This window comes from Campylobacter concisus (assembly GCF_001891085.1).
In the GTDB taxonomy this organism is placed as follows: domain Bacteria; phylum Campylobacterota; class Campylobacteria; order Campylobacterales; family Campylobacteraceae; genus Campylobacter_A; species Campylobacter_A concisus_O.
On the sequence record NZ_JXUP01000006.1, the window covers coordinates 176,267 to 190,096 of the forward strand.

9 protein-coding genes are annotated in these 13,830 nt (G+C 39.8%); 8 read left to right on the forward strand and 1 reads right to left on the reverse strand.

Features of this window, described 5'->3' with window-relative positions:
• The first annotated feature begins 39 nt into the window (after nucleotides 1-39).
• The 6 genes from TH67_RS06230 to ilvA are packed head-to-tail and all read left to right on the forward strand — an operon-like array spanning nucleotide 40 to nucleotide 8,672.
• On the forward strand, nucleotides 40-2,625 hold the full coding sequence (locus tag TH67_RS06230) for a bifunctional aconitate hydratase 2/2-methylisocitrate dehydratase (protein WP_072594824.1): 2,586 nt from the start codon (nucleotides 40-42) through the stop codon (nucleotides 2,623-2,625).
• Between the two features lie 36 nt (nucleotides 2,626-2,661).
• Complete coding sequence (locus tag TH67_RS06235) at nucleotides 2,662-3,873, forward strand: ankyrin repeat domain-containing protein (protein WP_072594825.1); 1,212 nt, start codon at nucleotides 2,662-2,664, stop codon at nucleotides 3,871-3,873.
• Nucleotides 3,874-3,881: 8 nt separating this feature from the next.
• On the forward strand, nucleotides 3,882-4,628 hold the full coding sequence (locus tag TH67_RS06240) for an SDR family NAD(P)-dependent oxidoreductase (RefSeq protein ID WP_072594826.1): 747 nt from the start codon (nucleotides 3,882-3,884) through the stop codon (nucleotides 4,626-4,628).
• Between the two features lie 9 nt (nucleotides 4,629-4,637).
• Entirely contained in the window at nucleotides 4,638-6,332 is a 1,695-nt protein-coding gene (locus tag TH67_RS06245; protein ID WP_072594827.1) for a Na+/H+ antiporter NhaC family protein, read from the forward strand.
• Between the two features lie 2 nt (nucleotides 6,333-6,334).
• On the forward strand, nucleotides 6,335-7,438 hold the full coding sequence (gene trmA, locus TH67_RS06250) for a tRNA (uridine(54)-C5)-methyltransferase TrmA (protein WP_072594828.1): 1,104 nt from the start codon (nucleotides 6,335-6,337) through the stop codon (nucleotides 7,436-7,438).
• Nucleotides 7,439-7,460: 22 nt separating this feature from the next.
• Nucleotides 7,461-8,672: a threonine ammonia-lyase gene (gene ilvA / locus TH67_RS06255; RefSeq protein WP_021090937.1), complete on the forward strand. Its 1,212-nt coding sequence runs from the start codon at nucleotides 7,461-7,463 to the stop codon at nucleotides 8,670-8,672.
• 45 nt (nucleotides 8,673-8,717) lie between these two features.
• Here the strand turns inward: ilvA and TH67_RS06260 are convergent, their stop codons facing one another.
• On the reverse strand, nucleotides 8,718-11,906 hold the full coding sequence (locus TH67_RS06260; RefSeq protein WP_072594829.1) for a S8 family serine peptidase: 3,189 nt from the start codon (nucleotides 11,904-11,906) through the stop codon (nucleotides 8,718-8,720).
• Between the two features lie 280 nt (nucleotides 11,907-12,186).
• Between TH67_RS06260 and TH67_RS06265 the strand changes: the two genes are divergently transcribed.
• Nucleotides 12,187-12,882 (forward strand): DUF4230 domain-containing protein, encoded by a 696-nt coding sequence (locus tag TH67_RS06265; RefSeq protein ID WP_072594830.1) that lies wholly within the window; start codon nucleotides 12,187-12,189, stop codon nucleotides 12,880-12,882.
• A 24-nt stretch (nucleotides 12,883-12,906) separates the two neighbouring features.
• A complete protein-coding gene (locus tag TH67_RS06270; protein WP_072594831.1) occupies nucleotides 12,907-13,830 on the forward strand; it encodes a Dyp-type peroxidase in 924 nt (307 codons plus the stop codon).

The window sequence follows — 13,830 nt, forward strand, 5'->3', positions numbered from 1 at the left end:
AGGCTAAAAATAACGAGCAAAAAACCACAAAGGAATTTTATGAGCTTTTTTACCGACTACGAAAAACACGTGAGCGAGCGAGAAAAAGAGGGCGTGCCACCGCTTGCATTAAATGCCAAGCAAACAAATGAAGTTTGCGAGCTAATAAAGCTTGCCAGCAAGTCTAGTGGCGACGAAAAGGCACAAAGCGAGCTAAAATTTCTTATAAAATTGCTTGAAACTCGTATCAATCCTGGAGTTGATGACGCAGCGAAGATAAAGGCAGAATTTCTTGGTGAAGTGATTGATGGGCTTGCTGTTAACGGCCTTGACGCGATACGTGCTATTAAAATTTTAGGCAAGATGCTTGGCGGATATAACGTTGAAATTTTGGTGCGAGCTCTAAAAAATAGCAATGAAAATATTGCACAAGCTGCGGCAAATGAGCTAAAAAATATTATCCTAGTGCATGAATATTTTGACGAGATCGCAAAGCTAGCAAGTAGCAATAAATTTGCAAAAGAGGTGCTTGTTTCTTGGGTGAACGCAGAGTGGTTTACGCATAAAAAGCCAATCGAAACCTGTATAAACGCAGTCGTTTTTAAAGTATCTGGTGAGACAAATACTGACGACCTAAGTCCAGCGAGTGAGGCCTATACAAGGGCCGACATACCACTTCACGCAAAAGCGATGCTTGTTAAAAAGATGCCTGGGGGTCTAGAAATTTTAAAAGAACTTAAAACTCGTGGTAAAAAAGTGGCTTATGTTGGCGATGTGGTTGGCACTGGCAGCAGCAGAAAGAGCGGTATAAACTCGATCCAGTGGCATTTGGGCGATGAGATCGAGGGTGTGCCAAACAAAAAAACGGGTGGCATCGTGATAGGCACGACCATAGCTCCAATATTTTTTAACACCGCGGAAGACAGCGGCGCACTGCCGATAGTTGCAAACGTAAACGAGCTTGAGATGGGCGATGAGATAGAAATTTATCCATTTAAAGGCGAAATTTATAAGCTTATTGGCACTGAGAAAAAACTCGTGGCAAATTTCAAACTAAACCCAAATACTCTAAGCGATGAGATAAGAGCGGGTGGCAGGATACCGCTTATGATAGGACGCCAAGTGACCAAGAAGGCCAGAGAGGCTCTAGGGCTTGGTGAGGAGCAAATTTTTATAAAGCCAGATCAGCCAAAAGAGCAGAGCGGCGGCTATACGCTGGCTCAAAAGATGGTTGGCAAGGCTTGTGGTAAGGCTGGCGTGAGAGCTGGGGCTTATGTGGAGCCAGAAATTTTAACTGTTGGCTCGCAAGATACGACTGGGCCGATGACTAGAGATGAGGTTAAAGAGCTTGCTAGCCTTAGTTTTGGCGCGGATTTTGTTTTGCAAAGCTTTTGCCATACGGCTGCTTACCCAAAGCCAAGTGATCTTGTGATGCATGAGAGCTTGCCAAAATTTATAAATTTACGTGGTGGTGTGAGTCTAAAGCCAGGCGATGGTGTCATCCACTCGTGGCTAAATCGCATGGTATTACCTGATACGGTGGGCACTGGAGGCGATAGTCACACGAGATTTCCTATTGGTATTAGCTTTCCAGCGGGCAGTGGTCTAGTGGCTTTTGCAGCGGTACTTGGAATGATGCCACTAAATATGCCAGAGTCGGTTTTGATTAAATTTAAAGGCGAGCTAAAAGAGGGCGTGACGCTTAGGGATCTTGTAAATGCGATACCGTATTTTGCGATCAAAAAAGAGCTTTTAAGTGTTGAAAAGAAAGATAAAAAGAATGTTTTTGCGGGTAAAATTTTAGAGATAGAAGGGCTTGAGAGCTTAAAAGTAGAGCAGGCATTTGAGCTAAGTGACGCTTCGGCTGAACGCTCGGCTGCGGCCTGCGTGGTAAATTTAAGCGTTGATAGTGTCGTGGAGTATGTTCGCTCAAATGTTGCGCTAATTGATGCGATGATAAAAGCTGGTTACGAGAGCCGTGAAACGCTTGCTAGACGAAAAGAAAAAATGCAAAAATGGCTAGAAGATCCAACACTTTTAAGAGCCGATAAAGATGCAAAATACGCTGAAATTTTGGAGATCGATTTGTCGCAGATAGATGAGCCGATTTTGGCGTGCCCAAATGACCCAGACGATGTGGCAACACTAAGTGAAATTTTAGCTGATAACAAAAGAGTGCATAATATCGATGAAGTTTTTGTGGGAAGCTGTATGACAAATATCGGCCATTACAGGGCACTTGCTAGAATTTTGGAGCATGAGAGCAAGCTTACAACTAGGCTTTGGATAGCACCGCCGACAAAGATGGATAAAAGCACGCTTGAAGATGAGGGCATTTATGAAATTTTTAAAAGATTAAATGCAAGGACAGAGGTACCAGGCTGTTCGCTTTGTATGGGCAATCAAGCAAGAGTTAATGACAATGCCGTTGTCTTTTCTACCTCGACCAGAAATTTTGATAACAGAATGGGCATGGGCGCGAAGGTCTATCTAGGAAGTGCCGAGCTAGCCGCTGTTTGTGCACTACTTGGACGTTTACCAAGTGTAGATGAATATAAAAAGATAGTAAAAGATAGTCTTAGCTTAAATAAAGATGAAATTTATAAATATCTAAATTTTAATGAAATAAGCGAGTTTAGCATATAAATTTGTTACAATATCGCGAAATTTTAAGGAGCTTTGATGAAAAAAGTAGTTTTTTTTCTCTTTTTTAGCGTTTGTTTTTTTATAAATTTACACGCTTTAGAGTGCAGTGATCTTGCTAAAAAAGAGAGCTTTAAAACTACTCCAAACGATCTTGCTTACACGAATGAGGGGCTATTTTACTGTAATGGTTCGCTTTTAAATTTAGAAGAGGTGAAAGAGCTTTTTGATGCGAGTGTGGCTATTAGAAGCGAGTCTCAAAGTTGCGTTGGTGATAGAGTTTATAAAGAAAATTTAAACAAGCTTAGATGGCTTTTGCTAAAAGCATCATTTGCGCCTGAGCTTTATCAAAAAGAGCTTGCAGAGCCAAAGGTTGCTGAGGGAGAAAAAGACGCCAGAATGGGGTATTTTAGGTACTGGGCAAATGAAAGCTTATTTAATTTTTTAAAATATAAAAAATTTTTAGAAGCTTACAAAAACGCTCAAACTCCGCTTGTAAAATTTTATGAAAGTCTTGGACTTGATACGGCAAGTGCCGCTTACTACGCAACTAGCGTGGTAAATGAGTTTTTGACTTTTGGCGTTGGTAAAAATGTAAATAAAGCTAAAATTTTAACACCTGAGCAAAATATAATGGCTCAAAGGATAAATTCCGATGAGCTGGCAAATTTACTTTACTCAAAAAATTTCAGTACCGCTGAGCTTACAAATTTACTTAATATCGCGCTTTTAAACGAAAAAAGTAGTGATATGATAAAAGAGATCATAAGGTGTGGGGCCGATGTGAATTTGGGCGATGAGACGCCGCTATTTTTTGCTTTAAAAAATATAGAAAATGTAAAAATTTTACTTGCAAATAAAGCCGATGTAAATCACAAAAATTTCTTTGGAAAAAGTGTACTTTTTTATGCTGTGCAGTTTAGCGATAAGCCACTTTGTGAGCTTTTGCTAAAAAATGGTGCCAATGCCAACGAGAGCTACATAGATGAAAATACCAAGATGAATATGATAAATTTGGGTATGACGCAAGTTGAAGATACATGTGGTCTAGAGCATACAAATAGAAGCGTTTTTATGCATGCAGCAGCTCATGCAACACCAGAAATTTTAAAGCTTTTGATGGATAATGGTGCTGATATTAATGCCACTGATGATGCTGGATTTAACGCGCTTGACTATGCCATGAAAGAACAAAACGAAAAGACGATCAAATTTTTAGAAAATTTGGGTTTAAAGCCAAATTTCAATTAGGAAAAATCATGAAAAAGACAGCTTTTGTAACTGGTGCAACATCTGGATTTGGCGAGGCGATCGCTAGAAGACTCTCAAAAGAGGGCTACAAGATAGTCGCTCTTGCAAGGCGCGAAGATAGGCTAAAGAAGCTTGCAAGCGAGCTTGGCGATACGCATATCATTGTAGCTGACATACGCGATAAAGAAGCTGTTTTTGACGCAGTTGATAGCTTGCCTGAAAATTTTAAAGACATCGAAGTACTTGTGAATAACGCTGGTATGGCGCTTGGACTTGAAAAGACGATAGATGCGAAGGTGGAGGATTTTGAGGCGATGATAGACACCAACGTCAAGGGTCTTATCTACTCGACAAAGGCGGTTTTGCCACTACTTTATAAGCAAGAAAAGGGCTATATCTTTAATATTGGCTCGACAGCTGGCTCATGGCCATATCCTGGAAGCAATGTTTATGGTGCCACAAAGGCCTTTGTGAAGCAGTTTAGCCTAAATTTAAGAAACGATCTAGTTGGTACAAATATCAGGGTGACAAACATCGAGCCGGGGCTTTGTAAGACTGAATTTAGTGAGGTTAGATTTAGGGGAGATAAGGCAAAGGCGGATAGTCTTTATGAAAATACAAATTTCATCACGTCTGAGGATATCGCGACGATTTTGGTAAATTGTCTAAATATGCCTGGAAGTGTCAACATAAACAGGGTCGAAGTCATGGCAAATACGCAGACTTGGGCTGGGCTTGCGATAGAAAAATTTTAAGGAGTTCTTGTGAGACAAATTTTATTATTACTTTTTTTTAGCGTTGCGCTTTTTGGTGTCGATCCAGAAGCGGCAAAGAGAAACGCTGAAATTTATGGCGTATTTACGCTTATACCGCCTGTTGTGGCAATAGCACTTGCTTTTATCACAAAAGACGTCATCTTGTCGCTATTTATAGGTGTTTTTAGCGGAACATTTCTCATAAATATCATCAATGAAAACATCTTTATGGGTATCGTAAAAGGCTTTACAGGTATCGTTTCAAGGGTCGTTGAATCAATGGCTGATAAGACTGACTCAGGAATTTTACTTCAAGTGCTTTGTATCGGTGGTGTGGTCGCACTTATCACAAAAATGGGTGGTACAAAGGCGGTTGCTCTTTGGCTTAGCAAAAAGGCAAAAAGCGGCATTTCAGCTCAAATTTCAACGTGGCTGATGGGAATTTTTGTATTTTTTGATGACTATGCAAATGCTCTAATAGTAGGTCCAATTATGAGACCAATAAGCGATAAATTTAAAATAAGCCGCGAAAAACTAGCTTTTATCATAGATGCTACCGCAGCACCGATCGCTGGCATAGCTATCATCTCGACATGGGTTGGCCTTGAGGTTTCACTCATCGAAAAGGGCTATGAGTTAGTTGGAGAGACTGGCATTAACGCTTATTCTATATTTATCGAGACAATTCCATATAGATTTTACAACCTCTTCATCTTATTTTTTATAGTCTGTACAGCCTTGATGCAACGTGAATACGGACCAATGCTATTAGCTGAAAGACGTGCCAGAAAGGGCGAGCTTCACTCAGGTAAAACTCAAATCCAAGATCTTGAAGATAAAACACTTGAGCCAAAAGAGGGTGTAAAACTAAGCGCTGCAAATGCTGTTGTGCCACTTCTTGTGCTGGTCATTGGCGCATTTACTAGTTTTTACTTTAGTGGTCTTGCTGCACTTGAGGGTGATGCTCTTAAAAATGCACTTGCTAATCCGCTTTCATTTTCTACATTTAAAGATACCTTTGGCGCAGCTGACTCGGCTACATCGCTATTTCAAGCAGCACTACTTGCTAGTATCGTAGCTATCACAATGGGTGTTTGGCGTAAAATTTTTGACGTAAAAGAGGCTATCAGCACATGGGTAAAAGGCTGGAAGACTATGATAATTACGGTTGTCATTTTGCTTCTTGCGTGGAGCCTTAGTGCTGTTATCAAAGAGCTTGGCACATCAAGATATTTGGTTGATCTATTAAGCTCTTCAACGCCTAAATTTATCCTGCCAGTTGCTGTTTTTATCCTTGGTTCGTTTATTAGCTTCTCGACTGGAACAAGCTATGGCACAATGGGGATTTTAATGCCTCTAGCTATCCCACTAGCTTATGCTGTCGGCAAAAACTACGGCCTAGAGGGCGATGCGATGCACGCTTATATGATCGTAAATATCTCAGGCGTACTTACAGGTGCGATCTTTGGTGATCACTGCTCACCGATCTCGGATACTACGATCCTTTCATCAATGGGCGCAGGATGTAACCATATCGATCACGTCTCAACTCAAATGGTATATGCACTTAGTGTTTGTGCGGTTTGTGTGCTAGTTGGCTACTTGCCAGTTGCACTTGGTCTTAGCGTTTGGATCGCACTTCCTTGCGGATTTTTAGCGATTTGGGCACTAGTTAGATTTGTTGGAAAGAAAGTAGAAGCATAAATTTGGATTGCAATTATTTAAAAGAGTGCGGCTCTTGCACTCTTTTTGCCCCTTATGATGAGCAAATTTTATTTAAAACTGACCTTGTAAAACAAAATTTTTCAGAGTTTTATGATGGTGAGTTTGATGTTTTTAGCTCAACACCAAAACATTACCGCACAAGAGCTGAGTTTGGCATCTGGCATGAAGGCAGCAAGCTTTGCTATACGATGTATGCAAGCGAAAAGGGCAAAAAGGTCTTTATAGATGATTGCCCAAAGGTCTGCGAGCAAATTTCAGAGCTTATGCCAAGCTTGCTTTATAACTTACAAGAGAGCGAAATACTACGCGCAAAGCTTTTTGGAGTGGAATTTATCTCTTGTAAAAGCGGTATTTTGGTCACACTTCTTTACCATAAAAGGCTTGATGGCGAGTTTGAGGCGGCTATGAAAATTCTAGCTAGTAAGCTTGACGTCACCATACTTGCTAGATCGCGTGGGCAAAAGCTACTAAGTGGTGAGCTAAATTTGATCGATGAGCTAAATATTGGAGAGCAAATTTATAAATTTAGCCTATCTGAGAATGCCTTTATCCAGCCAAATAGAGCCGTAAATGAAAAGATGATAGCTTGGGCAAAAGAGTGCGTGCAAGGTGGCGCTGACCTACTGGAGCTTTACTGCGGACATGGAAATTTTACTATTCCGCTTTCGTTTAAATTTAATAATGTACTTGCCACTGAAATTTCAAAGAGCTCGATCGCAAATGCCCTTAAAAACTGCGAGCTAAATAAGGCTAAAAACATCAAATTTTTACGAATGGATGCTGATGAGCTTATGAGCGCATTTGCTGGCGTTAGGGAATTTAATAGACTAAAGGATATAAATTTAAGCGATTTTAACTTCTCTCACGTCCTTGTTGATCCGCCCCGTGCAGGACTAAGCGAAAGTGTCATAAATTTCATCAAAAATTTTAAAAATATCATCTATATATCGTGCAATCCAGAGACTCTAAAAGAAAATTTAAAAGAGCTTTGTAAAAGCCATAAAGTGATAAAATTTGCCATTTTTGATCAGTTTGCAAACACTCATCACATCGAGTGTGGCGTGCTACTAAGGGCAAAAGAATAATTTAAAAAAGGAAAAATAAAAAATGGTTTCACTAAATAAAATCATCCAAGCAAAGATCACGATCGGTCATTTTGTAAATAAAACTCCATTTGCTCTGAGTGCGAAACTTAGTAAAAATTTGGGTGCAAGCATCTATCTAAAAGAGGAAAATTTACAACGAACCGGAGCTTATAAAATAAGAGGCGCTTACAATAAAATAGCTAGCCTAAGTGATGAGGAGAGAAAGCGTGGTGTCGTGGCTGCAAGTGCTGGCAACCACGCTCAAGGCGTAGCGATAAGCGCGAAAGAATTTGGCGTACACGCTTGTATCATCATGCCAGAATCAACCCCGCTTCTAAAGGTTGCTGGTACGAAAGACCTTGGCGCAGAGGTTATTTTAAAAGGTGATAATTTCGATGAGGCGTACGCTTTTGCGGTTAATTACGCTAAAGATAAGGGTATGACCTTTGTTCACCCATTTAACGACGAGTATGTCATGGCAGGACAAGGCACTGTGGGGCTTGAGATGCTTGATGAGATAAGCGACCTTGATATAGTCATCGTCCCAGTTGGTGGAGGCGGATTAGCTAGTGGTGTGGCTAGTTGTATAAAGCAGGTCAATCCAAAGACAAAAGTAATCTGTGTCGGTGCAAAAGGCGCTCCAGCGATGTTTAATAGCTACGGTGCTAAAAAGAGCATAAACTCAAAATCAGTCCGCACCATAGCTGATGGCATCGCTGTGCGTGATGCGAGCGAGATCACATTAGCAAATATTATTGAGTGCGTTGATGAGTTTGTGCAAGTTGATGATGAGGAGATCGCAACTGCGATTTTGTTTTTGCTAGAGACTCAAAAGATCGTTGTAGAAGGAGCTGGCGCAGCTGGCGTGGCAGCACTTATGCATGATAAGATCAAATTTAAAAAAGGTGCGAAGATAGGCGTGGTACTAAGTGGCGGAAATATCGACGTACAGGTGCTTTCTATTATCATCGAAAAGGGTCTTATCAAGTCTCATCGCAAGATGACCTTGCAAATAACGCTTGTGGATAAGCCAGGAGCGCTTATGAGCCTAACAGATAGCCTCAAATCAGCAAATGCAAACATCGTCAAGATCGACTACGACCGCTTCTCAACAAGGCTTGATTATGGTGATGCAAGTATTACTATCACACTTGAGACAAAGGGTCTTGAGCATCAAGAAAAGATCAAAGAAGTACTTACTAAAAACGGTTTTTCTTTCACTCAACTATTTTAATTTAATGGCTCGCTACTATTTAAAGTAGCGAGCATGATTTACCTATTAAAACAAAATTTCAAATTTCGCATTTACGCTGTTTGACTTCACGTCTTTAGCAAAAGCACCTGTGTAAGATAGGCCTAAATTTATATTTTTATAAACATTAGCTTTTACACCAAGGCTAGCTGTGCCAAGATCGCGTACCTCTTTTCCTTCAAGTTCCAAGTATCCAGCATTTGCGATATTTACGCCGATATTTGGTCTCGTATCGCCAACTAGTCTATTATAGGCTAGATCAGCTTCAAATTTCATCTTTGTGCTACCAAGACTAAATGGCACACTAGGGTTTAGACCTATGCTAAATACACCTAAATTTCTAGTTTTTTCATCAACGTCCATTCTGAAAATTCCTACATTTTGGCTAGTGCTATCAGTTTTCATACGTAGATAGCTTGCACCCACATAAGGATTTAGTGAGAAATTCGCACTATTAAATGCTGTTAATGCCAAATTTGCGTAAGCAGTAAGTGCTTTTTCTTTGCTTTTTACATGCTCATCTGAGTAAAAGCTAACGATTGTGGCACCATTTTGTGTTTTTCGTTTTGCATTTGTGTATATGAGACCGAGGTCTAGTTTTGTGCTAGCGATCAGGCTTTTTCCGTAGATACCGATGCTTGTACCTTTTGTTTTATAAGCATCATCGCCATCTTCTTTTACTTTTTCACTGCTAGCACCAAGCACGCCACCAAGTGTGAAAGCATCATTTACATTGCCGTCAAATCCAAAAAGCTGAGTGAATGAGTTTGCTTTTACATCATCAAATTTCATAGCATTAGCCATGGTATTTGACCAAAACTTCATGCCACTCGCATCGATTGCTTTTGCGCTGAATGGATCAAATTCATGGTTATTGATTGCATTTTTGAGCAAGATATTTTCTAGTAAAAATGCATTATGTTGAGCTAAATTTGCATTATTTGCAAATGTTTTTAGCGTATCACTTGCTTCTTTTGGTGTAGCGTAGATGAAGTGTCTATATAGATCACTCGTAATAACTGCTGGTCTACTTCTAAACGGCGAAGCAAGGAGTGCTGGCCTGCTAGCAGTGCTCTCTATGAGCTGTGCTACTCTCTTTTGGCCGTCGCTAGCTGCTATACTTGTTATTGTATTTTTTGATTTTTTGAGTGTTAGCTCTAGCTTGTTGTCACTATAATTTCTAGTAAGGTCAAAAAATGCGTATTTTTTTGAGATAGTGTCGTTGTAGCCACTAAAATTTCCAGTTACGGCGTAAGTTTTTGCCTTTGAGCTATCATCATATAGTCTTTTCATGACATCTACATCTGGCTCACTTATATCTATAATAGAGTTCTTCTCAAAATTTAGATTTAAATTTGCTGCATTATTTGAGATGATATAACTACCACCTGTTTTTATAGTAGCTTTTACCGCGTCATTTGTACTTTTCCTAGTTACATCTTTAAAAGATAGCTTTTGAGAAAATCTACTTCTATCAATCTCTCTAACACTCATCTCTTTAACAATCTCAAGTGCACCACCATTTTCAACTACTACTTCGCTTGATTTTAGTGATTGATTTAGTGCTGTGATCTTGCCACTTTTTATTATGGTTTTGCCAGTGTATGAGTTGTCACCTGCTAGTTTTAGGGTGCCTAGGCCTCTCTTAATAAGAGTTCCTTCATAGCCTTCTCTAGCTCTTTGTTCTCTTGCTTTTTCTCTAGCGTTGCCTATATCAAGTTCAGCTCTTTGCTCGGCTGTTAAATTTGACATTTGTTCAAGCTTAGCCTTGCGATTAGCCCAAATTTGTGCTTCTGCTTCATCTTCGGTCTTCCTGTATTTTATAGCTACATCACTGATATTATTTGAGTAAAGATCGTCTGTGTCTAGACTTACATCAAATACGCCTAGTAGCTGTCCTGGTCCAAACATAGCCTTTGACATATCAAGTGCTCCCCAGCCCCAGCGCTCATCAGGTACGCCAAGTGGCGCAGTAAAGCCAGAAATTTTTCTCGTGTCATTTTTCTTAAACTCATCATGTACTTGTCTAGCTGTAGTTAGTAGCACTTCTCTTGCTTGAGAGTTACTCATATATGGATATCTTTGCATAACAAGTCCAAGTGCACCAGTGACGTGTGGAGCTGCCATAGATGTGCCGCCCTTTTTGCCATAGCCAGCTTCGTCAGTTTTTAAATCAACGATAGTTGAGTATATAGGTTTTGCAGGTGCTGCTATGCTCCACCATTTTGAGTGACCTGCTGTGTTGTAGCGCTGCGTATCGCCTTCTAGCTGGCCTGTGACATTTATCCAGTATTTTTCAGCGTCTGGGCGAAAATATGGAAGCATCGCTCTTGTATATGACTCTTTCATGCCATTTCTATTTCCGGCAGTGAAGACTTGAATGATGCCGTATTTTTTGGCGACTTCATAAGCGGCATCTATAAAATTTTTACCATTTGTGACAAATGGATAGTAGCTTTTATAGGCTGCGTCAAGATCTTTTATATCTAAGCTATTGCCACCATCAAATCCAGTTGCTCCCTCATAAGCTTTATAAAATTTGCGGTTTGAACCCCAACTATTATTTATAGCTCTTGCGCCACCTTTGGCTAATCCCTCATAAGATGCTAAAAAGAAGTTGTAGTCTTGGTTTGGTCCATATGTCATACCATCGGTTCCGCCAGTATTTCCCATTATAAGTTTTGCGTCAAATGCTACGCCGTGCATGCCTACGCCATCTCTTGAGCCAGCAATCGTGCCAGCTACGTGCGTGCCGTGTGAGTCATTTACACCAGCGATCCAGTTGCCATCAGTTTCAAATTTTTCACCTTTTTTGAAGTCGCCAAAGTCTTTTCTATTTTTCTCGTCGCTCCCTTTTTTGAGAAGTGGTGAGTTGCCGTACTCAGTATCTGGGTATCTTTGTCCGTCTTTGTAGTAGCTGCCAGAAATTTTTAGTGCGCTTACCCTACCGTCGCTAAATTCTTTGTGACTAAGCAGCACGCCAGAGTCCATCACGCCAAGAGTCACGCCTTTGCCTGTTACTTCAAGAGCATAAGCAATAGCTGTATTCATACGAACTAAGCCCCAGTCAGCCTTGTACTCATCGCTTTCCCAGCTTTTTATATCGCCAAATTTGCCTCTGTTTTGCTCGTTAGCATTTATTGAATTTGCAAACAAAAGAGTACAACAAGCCGCGCTTATCAAAATACATTTTTTATTTAAAATGGATCTTTTCACATCTCATCCTTTTGCATAAAATTTAAATGGATTGTAATATCCTTAAAATAAATTATTAATTAAAATATTAAAATTTATGATAAAATTTTACTTTAATAATCCAATTTTTACGCTATTTTTACTATAAGATATGAAAAAATGATTAAAATAGTATCACACAAATATTATTAATTACGATTTTATTTTAAAACAATTATTTAAATATAATTTTTAATAAAAGTAGAATTTCATCTCTGCTTTACAAATTTAAGCTAAAATAGCAAGCTTTAAAGGAGAAAAAATGAGCGAATATGCAAATTTGATATTAGCTATCTTGCTAGCTGTTTTGGCATTTGCTTTTTATAGGGCGAGTAGGGCGCTAAAAAAAGCAAAAGATGACAGCGAAAATATCTCAGTCAGCACTGAAATTTCGCAGCTAAAAAGCATAGGCGAGCTATCTGTTTTTCAGGTATATAGCAAAGAGATCGTCACAAAAACCGACCATGCGTTTGGAAATTTTGGCAAAGAGTATCTAAGGTGGCTGGTAAGTGAGAAGAAGCTTTCGATGATATTTGAGTTTGAGATAAATTTCATCTACGATCTAACTAGTCCAAAGCTTGAAATCATGCAGATCGCAAACTCTAGCTACAAGATAAAAATGCCCCCATGTAAGTATAAATTCTCAATCGCCGATATGAAATTTTACGATGAGAAAAACGGCAAATTTATACCATTTTTGCTGCCTGACTCACTAAATGGCTTTTTTGGAAGCACATTTACAGAAGAGGACAAAAACAGGCTCATAGAAGAGGCTAGAAACGAAGTGAAAAAGATGAGTGTTCGCCTTGTCTCGCAGCTTCAAAGTAAAATTCATAAATCAGCTCGCGATACGCTTGAGGCGATAGCTAAGAGCTTTGGCGCAAACAAGGTTGAGTTTGTCTTTGATGATAGCGATGAGCAGATAAACGAGCAACTAAATTTAGAAAACATTGCATAAAAACAAAAATTTAAAGGAGAAAAAATGAGTGTAAATTCACAAGAGGTCACACAAGCACCTGGTAACAACACAGTCTTTCAAACATGGGTTTTAAAAGGCGACAAGAAGGCATGTAAAGAGGGCTTTGCTAGACTTTGTGCTTTGGTTGTAAATTTAAACAAAACTGCCAAAGTTAGATTTGGTGCAAATGAAAATGTAAATTGTGTCCTTGGCGTGGGTTATGATGCTTGGAAGAAGCTTGAAATTTCAAAAGAATTGCCAAAAGAGCTTGTAAATTTTAAAGCGATCAAAGGCGATAAACATGAAGCCGTTAGCACAAAGGGCGATATCCACATCCACATCCGTGCGCTAAACGCAGCTGACTGCTTTGACATGGCGCAAAATATCAAAGAAGTTTTGTTTAAATTTGCAGAGCTTACAGACGAGACTCAAGGCTTTAAATACCACGACGGAAGGGCGATCATCGGCTTTGTCGATGGCACTGAAAATCCTGACGGCGAAGATAGGGACCTTTTTGCAAAAGTTGGCAAAGAGGATGCTAAATTTAAGGGCGGAAGCTACGTTTTCGTGCAAAAATACTTCCATAAGATGAAAGAGTGGAACGCCACAAGCATAAGCGAGCAAGAAAAGGTGATAGGCCGCTCAAAAGAGTATGACATCGAGATGAGCGAGGATGAAAAGCCTAGTAACTCACACTCAGCTGCTGCAAATGTCGGCGATGATAAAAAGGTTGTGCGCGGCAATATGCCATTTACTGAAGGTAGCAAAACAGGCACTTACTTTATCGCTTATGCGAGCACATTTTCAACGGTTGAACTTATGCTTAAAAAGATGTTTATCGGCGAGCCAAAAGGCAACTCAGATAGGCTGCTTGACTTTAGCACGCCAGTAACTGGGGCTTTGTATTTTGCCCCTACACTTGATATGCTTGGTGACTACGAGGGATAA

Excerpts from the sequence above, each read along its gene's own strand:
- TH67_RS06235 (WP_072594825.1), top strand. The coding sequence starts at position 2,662 with ATGAAAAAAGTAGTTTTTTTTCTCTTTTTTAGCGTTTGTTTTTTTATA.
- TH67_RS06230 (WP_072594824.1), top strand. The coding sequence starts at position 40 with ATGAGCTTTTTTACCGACTACGAAAAACACGTGAGCGAGCGAGAAAAA.
- ilvA (WP_021090937.1), top strand. The coding sequence starts at position 7,461 with ATGGTTTCACTAAATAAAATCATCCAAGCAAAGATCACGATCGGTCAT.
- TH67_RS06240 (WP_072594826.1), top strand. The coding sequence starts at position 3,882 with ATGAAAAAGACAGCTTTTGTAACTGGTGCAACATCTGGATTTGGCGAG.
- TH67_RS06270 (WP_072594831.1), top strand. The coding sequence starts at position 12,907 with ATGAGTGTAAATTCACAAGAGGTCACACAAGCACCTGGTAACAACACA.
- TH67_RS06265 (WP_072594830.1), top strand. The coding sequence starts at position 12,187 with ATGAGCGAATATGCAAATTTGATATTAGCTATCTTGCTAGCTGTTTTG.